Below are 14647 nucleotides of genomic sequence, written 5' to 3' on the forward strand. Positions count from 1 at the left end.
ATTACTCCTTTATTAACTTATTTATTTCTGAAATTAACTCATTAATATTTTTAACTTTTGGAATATTTATTCCTTTTTGTTTTAGTTTATTAACAAAACTTAACAATTTAGTTGGTTGCATTTTATTATCTTCTAAAAACTCTGTGTCACTAAGTATTTCGTAAGTGTCTCCATCTTTAATTATTTTACCTTCCTTGAATACAATTGTTCTATTTGTTCAAGTTAAAGCGTTATCTAAATCATGAGTTACAATTACTATAGTTTTTCCTGCTTTGTGTAAATTATCAAAAATTTCCAAAGTTTCTTGAATCCCCACCGGATCTAAACCTGCTGTTGGTTCATCAAAAAAAATGATATCAGGATCCATTGCTAAAATTCCTGCAATTGCCACCCTTCTTTTTTGTCCACCTGATAAATCAAAAGGTGATTTTTGTAAATAAGATTCATCTAAACCAACAAGTTTAATTATATTTTTAGCTTTTTCAATAGCTTTTTTCTTTTCTTCTCCCATTGAAACAGCACCAAATATAATATCTTTTTCGATAGTTTGCTCAAATAGCTGGTATTCTGCAAATTGAAACACAACACCAACCCTTTTTCTTATTTGTTTTAACTCTTTACCTTTAACTCTTTTTGCAAAAAGTTTTTTCTTTTTTAAAATAACATTTTTCTGTATATTTTCTTTATTTTTGTTGTCATTAACATAAATAAATTCCACTTCTCCATCGTCTGGATAAATTAAACCATTCATATGTTCGATGAATGTGGTTTTTCCACTACCTGTTTGTCCTATAATTGAAATGAATTCACCTTTATTTATTTCAGTTGAAACACCATCTAAGGCATTAAATCTTGAAGGTAAATCTTTATCATAAATTTTAAATATATTTTTTATTTTAATTTGCATATTTCCTCTATTAATTCATTTTCATCATATGTTGGTTTTATTTTATTTATTAAAGAAGAAATTTTATAAATAAATGGTGAATCTAATTTTGCTTCTTCTAATACTTTTTTATCATTTAAAATGTTTTTTGGAGATCCTTGTGCTATTACCTTACCTTTTGCTAAAACTATCACTTCATCTGCTAAAACAGCTTCATCCATATCATGAGTTATGGAAATTAAAGTTTTTGTTCTTGTAGATTGAATTTCTCTAATTATGTTTAAAACATCGTGTTTTCCTTTAGGATCTAGCATTGATGTAACCTCATCAAAGATTATAATTTTAGGACTTAAAGCTAAAATGGAAGCAATTGCAACTCTTTGTTTTTGACCACCAGATAAATTTTGCGGTTCTCTTTCAAGATGATCTAGCATATCAACTTTTTGAGCTAAATTGAAAATTATTTCCTTCATTTCCTTTGGATTAACACATCTATTTTCTAAACCAAAAGCAATATCATCTTCAACTGTTGCACCAACAAATTGATTATCTGGATTTTGAAAAATAATTCCAATATATTTTCTTGCTTCATTTAAAGTGCTTTTGGATAATAAAATATCATTTATTCACACTCCACCTTTTTTAGGTTTTATAATTCCTGTTAAAATTTTAGATAAAGTTGATTTTCCCGAACCATTGTGTCCTAAAATGGCAATATATTTTCCTGCTTTGAATTCTAAATTTATATCATCTAATGCTAATTTTGCATTTTCTTCATCGCTGTAACTAAAAGATACGTTTTTAAGTTTTATCATAATTTTTAATTATACTATTTATTGCTTTTTTTATTATTATTTAATAATAAATTAGCAGAATTTATATAAGATCTAATCAAACCACCTGCTCCAAGTTTAATTCCACCAAAATATCTAACAACAACAATGAGACTATTTTCTATTTTTTTTATTTGAAGCAAATTTAAAAGTGGTTTTCCTACAGTTCCTTGTGGTTCTCCATCATCGCTCATTCCATAATGTGTTATACCATCATTATCAGTGAATAAAAAAGCATAACAAATGTGTCTAGCTTTTTTATGTTCTTTTTTTAGATTTTCAATTATTGTTTTTACTTCGTTTTTGTCTTTAATTTCATATAAAAAGGAGTAAAATTTAGATTTTTTAATTTCAAATAAGTTATTCATTATTTTATTTTAAATTGAATATTTCCTTCTCCTACAACATGGAATTTTATACTTTCTAAAACATCTCCCAATGAAATAACATCAAAATTTTCTCTTTTTACAAAATTAATTTTTTCATCTAATGCATAAATTGTTAATGTATAAATTCCATTTGAATCTGAAATATTTGGTATTTTTACCAATCCATAATCGTTTGCTATATACCTAAATATCTCATTACTTTCTCCAAAATCACTAGCTATTCTTTGCGCAAGGTGAGTACCAAAAGTATTAATATAATGATATTTTTGTTCTTTATCAATGTTAAATTGATTAATTATTCTTGAAGGAATTTTTATGAAGTTATCAGTTTCTAAATTCACATTTTCATTTTCTAACTCAGTCCTAATTCAAAATATTAAAGGTGTAGCATAGTTTTTTACTTCAGCGTTTCCCAAAAGTGTCACAACATAACTTTTAGCTTCATTTATTTTGGAAAATTCTAAAGGTAGTGATATTGCATGAAATAAATTATTATGTTTTTGTGCTACATAAAATTTATTTAAAAATATTTCATTGTTTTCTCTATAAAAAGCGCTAGATTTAATTTCAATATTTGTCTTTTTATTACTCTTATAAAAGAAAATTTTATCTTTTTCAAGTCCTTTGTTTAATTCCTGACTTTCTTTGTTATTTTCTACAAATCTATCATTCATAAAAACATATTTTGTTCTATATAAAAAAGTATAAAATCCTGAATCAATAACTTTTCCTTTTATCAAATTTTGAAAATCGTCAAAAAATAATTTATCTTCTTTATTGAAATTTGAATTTTTTAAAATGTCTTCTGTATTTAAAGCATAAATTCTTAATTCATAATTATGGTCACTTTCTACAGGGAATGGTCCTACATAAACACCATTATTTTCAATTGAAACAATTTGTTCCAGTAAATGTTTTTTAGCAAAGGATGACATAGAATTTTCAAATTGAATAATTCTATCTTTATTTTGAAATGAAAAATCCCAATCTACCCTATTTTTCTTTATATTTGCAGCAATTCAATGAATAAAAGGTACTCCTAAAGATTTAGAAGCTTCCTTATCAATTAATGTTATAGCATATGATTTAGCATTTTTTACTTTTGACCATTTTATTGGGAAACTTACAGAATTGTCTTTTAAATTAGAATTACCAAATTGAGTTTCCAAAACACCATTTTTTACATTTTTTACAATTATTTTCATAAATTAAATTTTAACAAAAAATACACAAAATTAAACTTAAATAATTTAATCTTGTGTATTTTGTAAATAAATTGAAAAACTATTTTCTAATATTAAGTTTTTCAATAGTTTTTTTGTAAGAATCAAAATTGTTTTCTTTTAAATATAATAAAAGTTTTTTACGTTTATTAACCTTTGCCATAAATCCACGTTTTGAATGTTTATCTTTTTTATTAACTTCAAAATGTTTTTTTAATGATTCAATATCTTCAGTTAAAATTGCAACTTGAACTTCAATCATACCTGTGTTTTTTTCGTTTCCACCGAATTCAATTGTTAATTCTCTTTTACGTTCTTTTGAAACCATATTTTCTCCTTTGATTTAATCCCAGCAAAAACTTGAACGAATGTTAAAACCGAGAAAAAATATTTTATATTAATTTTATTAATATTTAAATTTTATCACATTATTTGTTTAATGTTAATAATTTTATGAAAGAATCTGCTTTTAATGAAGCTCCACCTACAAGTGCTCCATCAATATCTTTTTGATTCATTAATTCTTCAATATTTGTTGGACTTACTGAACCTCCATATTGAATAACAACATCTTTATGTGTGTTTTCTCTTATAAATTCACAAACTTCTTGTGCTATTTGTGCAGTTGCTGTTTTTCCTGTACCAATTGCTCAAACAGGTTCATAAGCAATTACAATTTTAGAAAAATCTTCTACATTTTTTAAAGAATTTTTTAATTGATGTAAAATAACATCTTTTGTTTTATTATTTTCGTATTCTTCTAATGTTTCTCCAACACAAACAACAGGAGTTAATCCTTCTTTTAATGCTTGATGAACTTTTAAGTTAACTAATTCATCTGTTTCACCAAAATATTGTCTTCTTTCAGAGTGTCCTAAAATTACAAAAGATACAGATAAATCCTTTAACATAGATGCAGAAATTTCCCCTGTATATGCACCAGAATCAAAATTTGAAAAGTTTTGTGCTACTATTTTTAAATTTGATTTTTCAAATAAAAATAAATTAGTAAAAGGTGCAGCAATTCCGAAAGTAACTTCATCTGAAATTTTTGTTTTGTTTTCACTGTATAATCTACTAAATTCATCTAAAAATGCTTTTGTTTCTTGAGCATTTTTATTCATTTTTCAATTACCAATAATTGTTAATTTTTTCATTTTTCTCCTTAAAAAATAATCATTATTCAAATTATACTAAAACTCTTGAATTAATAAAAAAATTAATTATTTTATTATAAATTTCAATAACAAAATCTTCAGTTTATAGTAAAATTTAAATAATATTAATATAATAATAAATGTTAGAAAGCAGGCAACAATGAAAAGTATAAAAAATGTAATATTAAATGCTAAAGAAAATGATAAAAAAATTTTTAGTATTCAAGGATGACTAACAAACTTAAGAGGAAATACAAAAATTAAATTTTTAGAAATAAATGATGGTTCTACAATAGTTAATTTGCAGGTAGTTTTAAAAAACGAAAAAATCAATTTACAAGAAGTCGATAAGGCAAGGGATGGAGCAGCTATTTATGTTAAAGGTGTTTTAAATTACACTCCAAATTCAAAACAACCTATCGAACTTCAAGCTGATGAATTTAAGTTATTAAAAAATACAGATGAAGATTTTCCAATTCAGAAAAAAGAAATTTCAATGGAATTTTTAAGAGAAATACCTCATTTAAGACACAGAACAAAATTAATAAAAGCTATAATGCTAATTCGTTCTACTTTGGCGATAGAAATTCATAAATTTTTCTCTAATCATGATTTCCTTTATGTTTCAGCACCTATCATAACTTCTAACGACGGAGAAGGAGCAGGAGAAACTTTTGTTGTGGATTCAGAAAATGAAAAAATGTTTTTTGGAAAAAAAGCAACTTTAAGTGTTACTGGTCAATTACACGCTGAATCTTATGCAATTGGAATGAAAAAGGTTTATACTTTTGCTCCAACATTTAGAGCTGAAAATTCTCACACTAAAAAGCATGCAGCAGAATTTTGAATGGTTGAACCTGAAATCGCTTTTTACGAATTGCAAGATGTGATTAAATTATCTGACCATATGTTAAAAACCGTTATTAAAAACACTTTAGAAAAACATAAATTAGAATTTGATTTTTTAGAAGAAATTGTTGATAAAAACTTGAGAGAAAAACTAAATTTATTTTTAAACAAAACACTTTCTATTATCGATTATAAAGACGCTATAGCAGAATTAATAAAAGTAAAAGATATTTTTGAAGAAAAAAATATTTATTTTGGTTTAGATTTAGCTACAGAACACGAAAAATACTTAGCAGAAAAATTATTTAACGGGCCTGTTGCTGTTATAAATTATCCAAAAGAATTCAAAGCTTTCTATATGTATCAAAATGATGATAATAAAACAGTTGCTGCTTTTGATTTATTAGTTCCAGGTATTGGTGAATTAATCGGTGGTTCCCAAAGAGAAGTTCGTTATGAAAAATTACTAGAAAGAGTTCGTGAATTATCAATCCCAGAAGACGATTTAAAATGATATTTAGATTTAAGAAGATTTGGTGATGCTGGTTCATCAGGATTTGGACTTGGTTTTGAAAGACTTGTTATGTATGTTACAGGAATCGACAATATTAGAGATACTATTCCTTTCCCAAGAACAGTTAATAACTTAAAAATGTAAATAAAGGAGTAAAAATGAAATTATCAATATTAATCCCATCATATAAACAAAAAAATGAACTTAAATCTCTTTTAGACTCTTGTTATGTTCAACAGAAAAATGAAGATTTTGAAGTTATTGTCACAATTAACAAACCTACAAATGATGAATTGAATTTAGTTTATGAATATAAAGAACTTTTCAAAGATAAATTAAAAATTTTAATTAATACAAAAAGACAAGGTGTTATTCGCGATATTTTTGATATGCTTACAAAAGCAGTTGGAGAATATTTTATTGTTGTTTTTCCTGAAACTAACTTAAAAAACTTTTTTGTCAAAAGATTTATTGAAATTGAAAAAAAATACAAGGTTGACATTATTGAATTTAAGCCTAAATTTAAAGGTTTTTTTCAATTAGAACCTAAAAAAAGAATTCAAGACAATAAAATTTTTAAAATTCAAGAAGATAAAAAGGTAATTGCATACACTTTTCCAATTATTTTTAACAAATTTTTTAGCACAAATAAATTTTTAGAAATAACAGCGAACACAAATTTTAAAGATGCTAGTTCTAAATATTTGATTGAAATACTATACAAAACACTACCCTTTTTAGAAAGTTATGTCTATATCGATGAAATCATCGTTAATGAATGAAATAATGAAATAAGCATTTTTAACCCTTCACAAGTTATTAGGGACTGAAAAAATATTGAAAATTTCACAAGAGAAAATAAAATTGAATTTATGGAAGAGATTTTATATGCCAAACTTTACTTTTTACAAATTTTTATTCCTGTAATTTTAGGAGTAACTAAAAAATCTCTATTAACAAGACTATTAACAAGACAAGAAGAATTTCCAATAACTGTTTTAAAATATTATGAAAAATTAAAATTATTAAGAAAAAATGAATTTAATTTACTTTTATCAGTAAATAAATACATCCTATTAAACAGTAACGAAAGTAAACTTATTACAGAAAATACAGCCCCATCAAAATGACATTCAATTTCCAAAAAAATTTAACTAAAGCAGAAGCGAGTATTTCAATAAAGTTTCTCTCTTCTTTAATTGATATTTTATTATATTTCTCTTTTGCTTTTTCTTCTTTAGGTTTTTTATTCTTTTTAATATTTAAAAACGATTATAACTTAGCTTATTATTTTTGACTTTTCTTTCAAATTATATTTATTTTGGCTTTCCAATTACTCATTCCTTTGTTAAATCAAGGCAAGAGTATTGGAAAAATAATTTGTAAATTAGAATTACAAACAGAAAAAAAAGTAAACAAAAAAGAATTACTTTCTTGCTTATTAAAAAGAAATTTATTTTTTTCTTTAAATTGAGTTATATTAATTTTTCTTTTTATTCTTTTAATTAACCCTCAATTATCACAGAAAATTGTTTCTAGCAACAGTTTACTAAAAGATAAAAATAAGCAATTTAGTAATTTGACTTCATTAGAAAAAGTTTTAATAAATATTTTTATTGCTTTTTCTAACTTTAACTTTATTTTGCTTTTAATTTTATTTTTTTTCAACATATTTAATCCAAAAAAGAACATCATAAATATTTTTTCCAAAAGCAAATTAGTATACAAAAACAAATTCATCGAAACTCAAAAACCTTTAGAAATTAAAAACCTAAATTGAACCAAAGTGCAATGAGACACGAAAGGAGATTATTATGAAGAATGATAATAATGTAAAAATTCTCTCAAATTTAAATGATAAACAAAAAAGTGCTGTTGTTTATAATCAAGGTCATCTTCGAATAATTGCCGGAGCTGGTAGTGGTAAAACAGGAGTATTAACAAGAAAAATAGCTTACTTAATTGAAAATCAAATTACTGATGCTAAAAAAATTTTAGCAGTTACTTTTACTAATAAAGCCTCAAACGAAATGAAAGAAAGGGTTATAAATTTAGTTGAAGAAAAAGGAAATGAAGTTTTTATAAGTACTTTTCACTCTTTATGTAACTATATTTTAAGAAGAGAAATCACCAATCTCAAAGATTATAATTCTAATTTCGATATTCTTGATTCTTCAGATCAAAAAAATATTTTAGAAAACATATATAGAAAATTAAAAATAACAAATAGAGACATTAATTATTCAACTGTTTTAGAAAAAATTTCTAAATGAAAAAATTTAGAAATTTTGCCAGAAGAAATAGATATAGATAAATTAGAAGAAGATGATGAAATAATAGTTGATCTTTATACTGAATACTCAAAAGAATTAAAATTATTAAAAGCATTAGACTTTGATGATTTAATGATTTTTACCGTTAAAATCTTTCAACAATTTCCAGAAATAAAGGAAAAATGAAGAAATAAATTTTCTCATATTCTCGTTGATGAATTTCAAGATACATCAGAATTGCAATTCGAAATTATTAAACATTTAACAGGAGAAAAAAATATTTTAACAGTTGTTGGAGATCCTGATCAAACAATTTATACTTGAAGAGGTGCTGATGTAGAATTAATTTTAAATTTTGATAAATTTTTCCCAGGTGCCTTAACAATTACCCTGGATCAAAACTACCGTTCTACCAATCAAATACTAAATGCAGCTAACTCTTTGATTAAAAATAATAAAAATCGTTTAGAAAAAAACTTATTCACCGATAATATTTCAAATGAAGAAATTATATTTCACCATTCTTTTAACGTAGAAGTTGAAGCTAGATGAGTTGCAGAAGAAATAAATGATTTAAAAAGAAAAAAGGTTCAACTTAAAAATATAGCAATTTTATATCGTTCCGGTTTTTATTCAAGAGCTTTTGAAGAAGCTTTAATTAAAGAAAATATCCCTTATCAACTTTTAGGTGGAACTAAATTTTTTGAAAAAAAAGTTATAAAAGATTTAATCGCTTATCTAAAAGTCATAAATGATGGTTCAACTGTTGGTTTACTAAGAATTATAAACATTCCTTCTAGAAAAATTGGTCCTTCAGCGATTCAAAAATTAACTGAATATGCAAACAAAAGAAATGTTGCCCTTTTTGATTGTTTAATTGATTATTTCACTAATAGAAAAACTTATATGAAAGAAGAAGGATTTGAAGAATTACCTTTAAATCATTCTCTTCAAAAAGAACTGGTTGATTTTTTAAATTCTATTAACTTCGCAAGAAAACTGCTAAAAAGTGAAAAAAGTATCTCCTTTGTTCTTGAGAAATTTATTGAAAAAATTAAATACATAAGTTCAATTAAAAACATTTTAGATAAACAAGATGCTCTAAATAATTTACATAGTTTAATGCAAGGGATTAAATCTTGAGAATCTAAAAATCCTAATTTAACATTAAATGATTATTTACACGAAATTTCTTTATTAACAGATAGTGATGACTCGAACTATGAACCAAATACTGTAACTTTAATGACAATACACAGTTCCAAAGGTTTGGAGTTCCAAAATGTATTTTTAGTAGGAATGGCTGAGGGTATTTGTCCAAATAAAAGAACTTTAAAAGATGAAGAAAATATAGAAGAAGAAAGAAGACTTGCTTATGTAGCTATCACAAGAGCTAAAGAAAGATTATTTATTTCTGATTCTGGTGGAAACTACTTTGAAAATCAAGCATATTCTCAAACTTCGAGATTTATTTCAGAAATGGGAATAAAATCTGAAATTTTACAAAATTTCACAAAAAGAACCAATGATGGACAATTAAACTATAAAAGAAATGATAAAACAATCAATTTAGTTGCTGGTGATTTAGTAAATCACATTGTTTTTGGAGAAGGAATAGTTCTTACTGAAGAAGGTGATACAATAATTGTTAAATTCAAAAACTTACCTGAAAAAGATGCAACCAAAAAAATAATGAAACAGCACAAATCTTTAGAAAGGATAACACCTATCTAAGATTATGAATAAAAATAATTTTCAATTAGATCATTTAGGTATTATTTTAGTAGTTATTATTATTTTGTTATGTATAGCGGCATCAGGAATTTTATTTTTTGTTTATTCCAAAAATGAAAAACATATTTTAAAAAATAGTTCTATTATCATTCCTTTAAGTTTTGATGAAGAAAACGAAAGAATAAGAGTAATAGATTCTAAATTCAAAGATAGTGTTTTAGAAGTTTTCAAAAATAAATTAAATATTTATACAGGAAATTGAGTTAAATTAAACGATTTTATACTTTTAATTGATGCGAAAGATCGTAGCAAGTTTATTGAAAATATAAAAACTTGATCCAACAAAGAGTTAGATTTAAATATAATTGATAAAGAAAACAAAAAAGAAGTAAATAAAAAATATAAATTTATTTTTTCAAATGAAGGTGGAAAGTTTATATTTATCTATAGAAATAGATATAACAAAATAAATATTAAATTTTTACAAAAAATTGTAAAAAAAATTAAAATTATGAAAATCAAAAATTTTAAAACTAATAAAAGATTTTCCCTATTTTTCAATTTTTCTTTAAGTACATGATTTATAAATGAATCTATTTCCAAAAACATTTTAGAAGAACTTGTATATAATAATTTTTTACTTTATTTTAAAATAAAACAACTGTTTTTAGAAGAAGGAATATTAATTCTAGCTTTTAATTCAAATAATAAAAGAAAAATAAACAAAATAAAATATAAACTATATAAATTATTTTCAAAATTAAAAAATAATTTTTTCTTTTCAGAACAATCTGTTGTTATTATTGATAATAAAACTCAACAAAATTCAAGTTCAAGCAAAATAAAAAAAATGATTAACTTCTCACTATGAAAATCTAAAAATATTAATAAAACTATTGAACTTGAACATCCTTATTTTTTAGAATATACAGAAGAATTAGAAAAATACGATAAGGCTATTGAAGAATTTAAAGAAATTCTTAAAAGAGATATAATAACAACAAATAAATTAGAATTAAGAAAAGGCAAAAGAAAAATTGGTGAGATAGAAATAGATAACCTTCGCCCTGAAATTAAAAAATTTCTTTTTGTTAGAGAAAAAATAAAAATAGCTGAAAAAATTCTCAAAAAAGATATTGAATTCAAAAGTGAAGAAAAAAATCATAATTTTATTTATACATACACTGATGTATTTTTAAATTATTGAAATAAATTAGATAAAAATACTTCTAATTTAATTATCAGAATTAAAAGTTATTCTATGTTTTTAAAAAAATTTAAGGAAGCATCAAAACATAAAGAATTAACTTTTGATAGATGAGGGATTTATGTACAAAAAATAAATTTATCATTATTTTCTATCTTAAAAGAAATAAAACCTAAGTTTTTAGTCATTTCTTATGAAATACTAAATAACATAGAAGATGATTCCTTTTTAATTTCTTTAGAAACATTAAATAAAATTTGTTCTACCAACAAAATAACAATAATTTATGAAAATAAAAATAATATAATTAAAAACGAAAGGATTCTTGAAAAAATAGGTTATAACTATTATTTCAATATTTAAAATGCAAAAAATTAATCAAGAAGATGTAACAATTCTAATTAACGGAAAATATGATAAATATACTAAAAAAAGCATTAATTCATTAAAAAAACGTTTTCCTAAATCACCAATTTTGGTATCATGTTGAGAAAATGATGAAATTGATGAAAATCCAAAAGTTAGTAAATTTATTTTAAACAAGGATCCTGGTGGTTTTTATATAACTAAATTTAAATATGGTATTAATATTAATAGAATTATTGTTGCAACTCAAAATGGTTTAAAAGAAGTTAAAACCAAATATGTTTTAAGAATTAGAAATGATTTATATTTCAAAAATGATAATATTCTAAATGATTTTGCAAGTTTTTTCCACAAAAGAGATGAAAAATATAAGATATTTGACAAAAGATTAATTTCTTCTACTTTTTTTAGTTGTGATTACAATAATTTAAGTTATGGTAAAATTGATTATGCTTATTTACATATATCTGACTGATTAAATTTTGGTTTGACAACAGATGTGAAAAAATTTTGAGAACCAGTTCAGTTAATAAAAGACTTAAATGAATTTGCTTATTTTAATAAGAAAAATGACTTTCTTCCTGTAAAAATGCATCCAGAAAATTATTTACCTCAGTTTGTTTTTAAAGAAAATACTAATTTAAATTTAGAAGAAGTTGTTGGTGATGATTTAAAGAAAAAAGAAGAATTTGACAAGTATGTAAATGAAAATTTTATAACTTTAGAATCTAAACAAATAGGTTTTTATAATTTAAAACCCAGATATAAAGCGGTTACCAAACTTTTTTTGCTAAATCTCGGTACACAACCTTTTAACAAAAAATATATTTCTTTTTTAAAATATTATATAGATACATATGAACCTAATTGAAAAATAGCAAATAAATATAAGTTTGAAAGAAAAGAACAACTTCCTAGCATACCTTACAAAATACCTACAAAAAACTCTAAAATTCAATTTACTTTTTTTAAGTTAGCAATAAAATTTTGCATTAAAGAATTATTCAAACAACATTTAATTAAAATATTTTTTATCTTTTCTAAGAAAAATATTTTAAAATTAAAGAAAGAAAAATCCCAAAATAAAGAACATTATCTAAAGGAATCTACAAATGACAGAAAAAATAAATAAAGAATTTTTATCAAGATATTTTAATTCAATAGAAAAGAAAAATAATTTGATATACAAAAGTTCTGCTGATAAAAACAAAATATTAGATGAATATTATTGATTTATAAAATTACCTCAAAATTTGAAACAATTCATCCCAAACATTTATTTATATCAAGAACTAAATGATTTTAGTACAATAGTTATGGATTTTGTAGATTTTCCTAATATTTATAACTATTTACAAAAAGAAGTTTATATAAATAATTTTTACGAATTAATTGACAAATTATTTTATGTGTTAAAACAATTTAAAGATACTTCTTTTTTAAACCCTTATGAAAATAAAGATGATTCTTTATCTCGTTTTATTTATATCGAAAAAACAAATAATAGAATAAATCAAATAAATGAATCAGAATTTGTAGATATTAATAAAAAAATAATTTTCAATAATAAAGAATTAAAACCTTTCAATCAAATTAAAGAAAAAGTTTTTAATTTGATTGAAGAAAAATTAATAAATAGAGAGTTACTTTCAATTGTTCATGGAGATTTTTTCTTTAGTAACATTTTATTTTATGAAAAAACAAAAGAAATTAAATTAGTAGATCCAAGAGGTAGATTTGATTATTACAGAGATGTTATAGGAGATTTGAGATACGATTTAGCAAAATTAAGTCATAGTATTTCTGGAAAATACGACTGAATTGTACACAATAATTTTTCTTTCCAAGAAAATTCTAATAATTTTATTCTAAAAGAAAATTTCCCCTTTTCTGACAAAGAAAATAAAGAAATTTTGCTTTATTTTAATAAAAAAATTACCGAAATATTTCAAATTTCTTTTGATGAAATTAAATTAATTGAAGGTTTATTGTTTTTAACTATGATTCCGTTACATAAAGAATCTAAAATTCATCAAAAAATCTTTTATTTAAAATCTATTGAAATTTTCAATGATTTATTAAAATCGGAGGGTAAATGAGAATAGTTATAGATTTAGATGGTACTATTTGTGAAATAAAAAAAGAAAATCAATCTTATTCAGAAGTAAAACCTTTACCAGGGGCAAAAGAATTTATAGATGAAATGAAACAAAAAGGTCACACAATTATTATTAATACAGCAAGAAATATGCAAACTCAAGATCATAATATAGGAAAAGTTATGAAAAATATAGGCTTAGTAACTTTAGAATGATTAAAGAATCATAACATTCAATATGATGAAATTTTTTTTGGAAAACCTAATGGTGATATTACAATATGCGATCGTTCCGTCCACTTTGAAGGATGAGATAAAATTGATGAAGATTTTTTAAGAAAATATGCAAAAGAAAGATAAAAAAACACAAAAAGCACAGATTGTAATATTAATGGCTGGAAACGGAAAAAGATTTAAAGAGAAAAGTTATACAACTGATAAACCTTTTATTAAAGTAGAAAATAAAACATTCTTGGAACTAGCAATTGAATCTTTTGACAAGCAAAATACATTTATTCTAGCAATGAAAAAAGAATTTACTTCAATTTATAAAAAAGAAATTAGTTCTTTACAAAAAAAATATAAAATTAAAATTTTTACTGTGGATCAAACAACTACTGGAGCTGCTTCCACTGCTCTTTCTATTTGAAAAATTATTGATAATAAAAAACCTGTTATTTTCGCTGATGTTGATAATTTTTATTTAGAAAAAGAAGCACAAAATTTTTTAGAGTATTCTCTACAAAACAAATTCGATGCTGCTGTTTCAACTTTTTATTCTACATCTAATAGTTTTTCTTTCATAAAATACAAAAATAATTTAGTTTTAGAAACAAAAGAAAAAGAAGTTATTTCTAATCAAGCAATTTCTGGTCTTTATTTTTTCAAAAATGGAAAAAAATTTATTGATTATTGTATAAAAATGCATATTTATAATAAAAAAATAAAAGAAGAATTTTATATGTCTAATATTTTTAATTTAATGCTAGAAAATAAAGAAAAAATAGGATGAATGCCTTTAAAAGAAAACGTTTATATTTCACTTGGAACTCCTGAACAACTTGAAAATTATTTAAATAACAAATCTCCTAAAAATTAACGGAATAAAACTAAATATT

Annotated in this window: 15 protein-coding genes; 9 read left to right on the forward strand and 6 right to left on the reverse strand. The window is 23.1% G+C overall.

The features are described from left to right. Nucleotide 1: 1 nt before the first annotated feature. The 6 genes from ACXX87_RS01080 to tpiA all read right to left on the reverse strand — a co-directional run bounded on the left by ACXX87_RS01080 (nt 2) and on the right by tpiA (nt 4488). On the reverse strand, nt 2-907 hold the full coding sequence (locus ACXX87_RS01080) for an energy-coupling factor transporter ATPase (RefSeq protein WP_458573111.1): 906 nt from the start codon (nt 905-907) through the stop codon (nt 2-4). Next, entirely contained in the window at nt 892-1701 is an 810-nt protein-coding gene (locus ACXX87_RS01085) for an energy-coupling factor transporter ATPase (protein ID WP_458573112.1), read from the reverse strand. The genes ACXX87_RS01080 and ACXX87_RS01085 overlap by 16 nt, the downstream gene beginning before the upstream one ends. A gap of 14 nt (nt 1702-1715) precedes the next feature. Beyond that, on the reverse strand, nt 1716-2087 hold the full coding sequence (locus ACXX87_RS01090) for an IMPACT family protein (RefSeq protein WP_436359036.1): 372 nt from the start codon (nt 2085-2087) through the stop codon (nt 1716-1718). Beyond that, the gene (locus tag ACXX87_RS01095; protein WP_436359034.1) at nt 2087-3313 is read right to left on the reverse strand and encodes a YbhB/YbcL family Raf kinase inhibitor-like protein; all 1227 of its coding nucleotides are present in this window, start codon (nt 3311-3313) and stop codon (nt 2087-2089) included. The genes ACXX87_RS01090 and ACXX87_RS01095 overlap by 1 nt, the downstream gene beginning before the upstream one ends. 79 nt (nt 3314-3392) lie before the next feature. Beyond that, nucleotides 3393-3659, reverse strand: a complete 267-nt coding sequence (gene rpsO / locus ACXX87_RS01100; RefSeq protein ID WP_436359033.1) for a 30S ribosomal protein S15 — start codon at nt 3657-3659, stop codon at nt 3393-3395. A gap of 100 nt (nt 3660-3759) precedes the next feature. Continuing rightward, nucleotides 3760-4488 (reverse strand): triose-phosphate isomerase, encoded by a 729-nt coding sequence (gene tpiA / locus ACXX87_RS01105; protein ID WP_436359032.1) that lies wholly within the window; start codon nt 4486-4488, stop codon nt 3760-3762. Between the two features lie 160 nt (nt 4489-4648). Between tpiA and asnS the strand changes: the two genes are divergently transcribed. The 9 genes from asnS to ACXX87_RS01150 are packed head-to-tail and all read left to right on the forward strand — an operon-like array spanning nt 4649 to nt 14628. Continuing rightward, nucleotides 4649-5995 (forward strand): asparagine--tRNA ligase, encoded by a 1347-nt coding sequence (asnS, locus tag ACXX87_RS01110; RefSeq protein ID WP_458573113.1) that lies wholly within the window; start codon nt 4649-4651, stop codon nt 5993-5995. A gap of 14 nt (nt 5996-6009) precedes the next feature. Then, a complete protein-coding gene (locus tag ACXX87_RS01115; protein ID WP_436359030.1) occupies nt 6010-7005 on the forward strand; it encodes a glycosyltransferase family 2 protein in 996 nt (331 codons plus the stop codon). After that, the gene (locus ACXX87_RS01120; RefSeq protein ID WP_436359029.1) at nt 6978-7679 is read left to right on the forward strand and encodes a hypothetical protein; all 702 of its coding nucleotides are present in this window, start codon (nt 6978-6980) and stop codon (nt 7677-7679) included. The genes ACXX87_RS01115 and ACXX87_RS01120 overlap by 28 nt, the downstream gene beginning before the upstream one ends. Beyond that, the gene (locus tag ACXX87_RS01125) at nt 7666-9858 is read left to right on the forward strand and encodes an ATP-dependent helicase (protein WP_436359028.1); all 2193 of its coding nucleotides are present in this window, start codon (nt 7666-7668) and stop codon (nt 9856-9858) included. The genes ACXX87_RS01120 and ACXX87_RS01125 overlap by 14 nt, the downstream gene beginning before the upstream one ends. 4 nt (nt 9859-9862) lie before the next feature. Beyond that, the gene (locus ACXX87_RS01130) at nt 9863-11428 is read left to right on the forward strand and encodes an MHO_4530 family protein (RefSeq protein ID WP_458573114.1); all 1566 of its coding nucleotides are present in this window, start codon (nt 9863-9865) and stop codon (nt 11426-11428) included. A gap of 1 nt (nt 11429) precedes the next feature. After that, a complete protein-coding gene (locus ACXX87_RS01135) occupies nt 11430-12563 on the forward strand; it encodes a WavE lipopolysaccharide synthesis family protein (protein WP_458573115.1) in 1134 nt (377 codons plus the stop codon). Beyond that, nucleotides 12544-13536, forward strand: a complete 993-nt coding sequence (locus tag ACXX87_RS01140; RefSeq protein ID WP_458573116.1) for a hypothetical protein — start codon at nt 12544-12546, stop codon at nt 13534-13536. The genes ACXX87_RS01135 and ACXX87_RS01140 overlap by 20 nt, the downstream gene beginning before the upstream one ends. Then, nucleotides 13527-13889, forward strand: coding sequence for an HAD hydrolase family protein (locus ACXX87_RS01145; RefSeq protein ID WP_458573117.1), 363 nt, complete (start codon nt 13527-13529; stop codon nt 13887-13889). The genes ACXX87_RS01140 and ACXX87_RS01145 overlap by 10 nt, the downstream gene beginning before the upstream one ends. Next, nucleotides 13873-14628 carry a sugar phosphate nucleotidyltransferase gene (locus ACXX87_RS01150; RefSeq protein ID WP_458573118.1) on the forward strand — a complete coding sequence of 252 codons (756 nt, stop codon included), beginning with the start codon at nt 13873-13875 and terminating at the stop codon, nt 14626-14628. Before ACXX87_RS01145 ends, ACXX87_RS01150 begins: the two co-directional genes overlap by 17 nt. Nucleotides 14629-14647: the final 19 nt, after the last annotated feature.

Source organism: Mycoplasma sp. 613B (assembly GCF_054343485.1).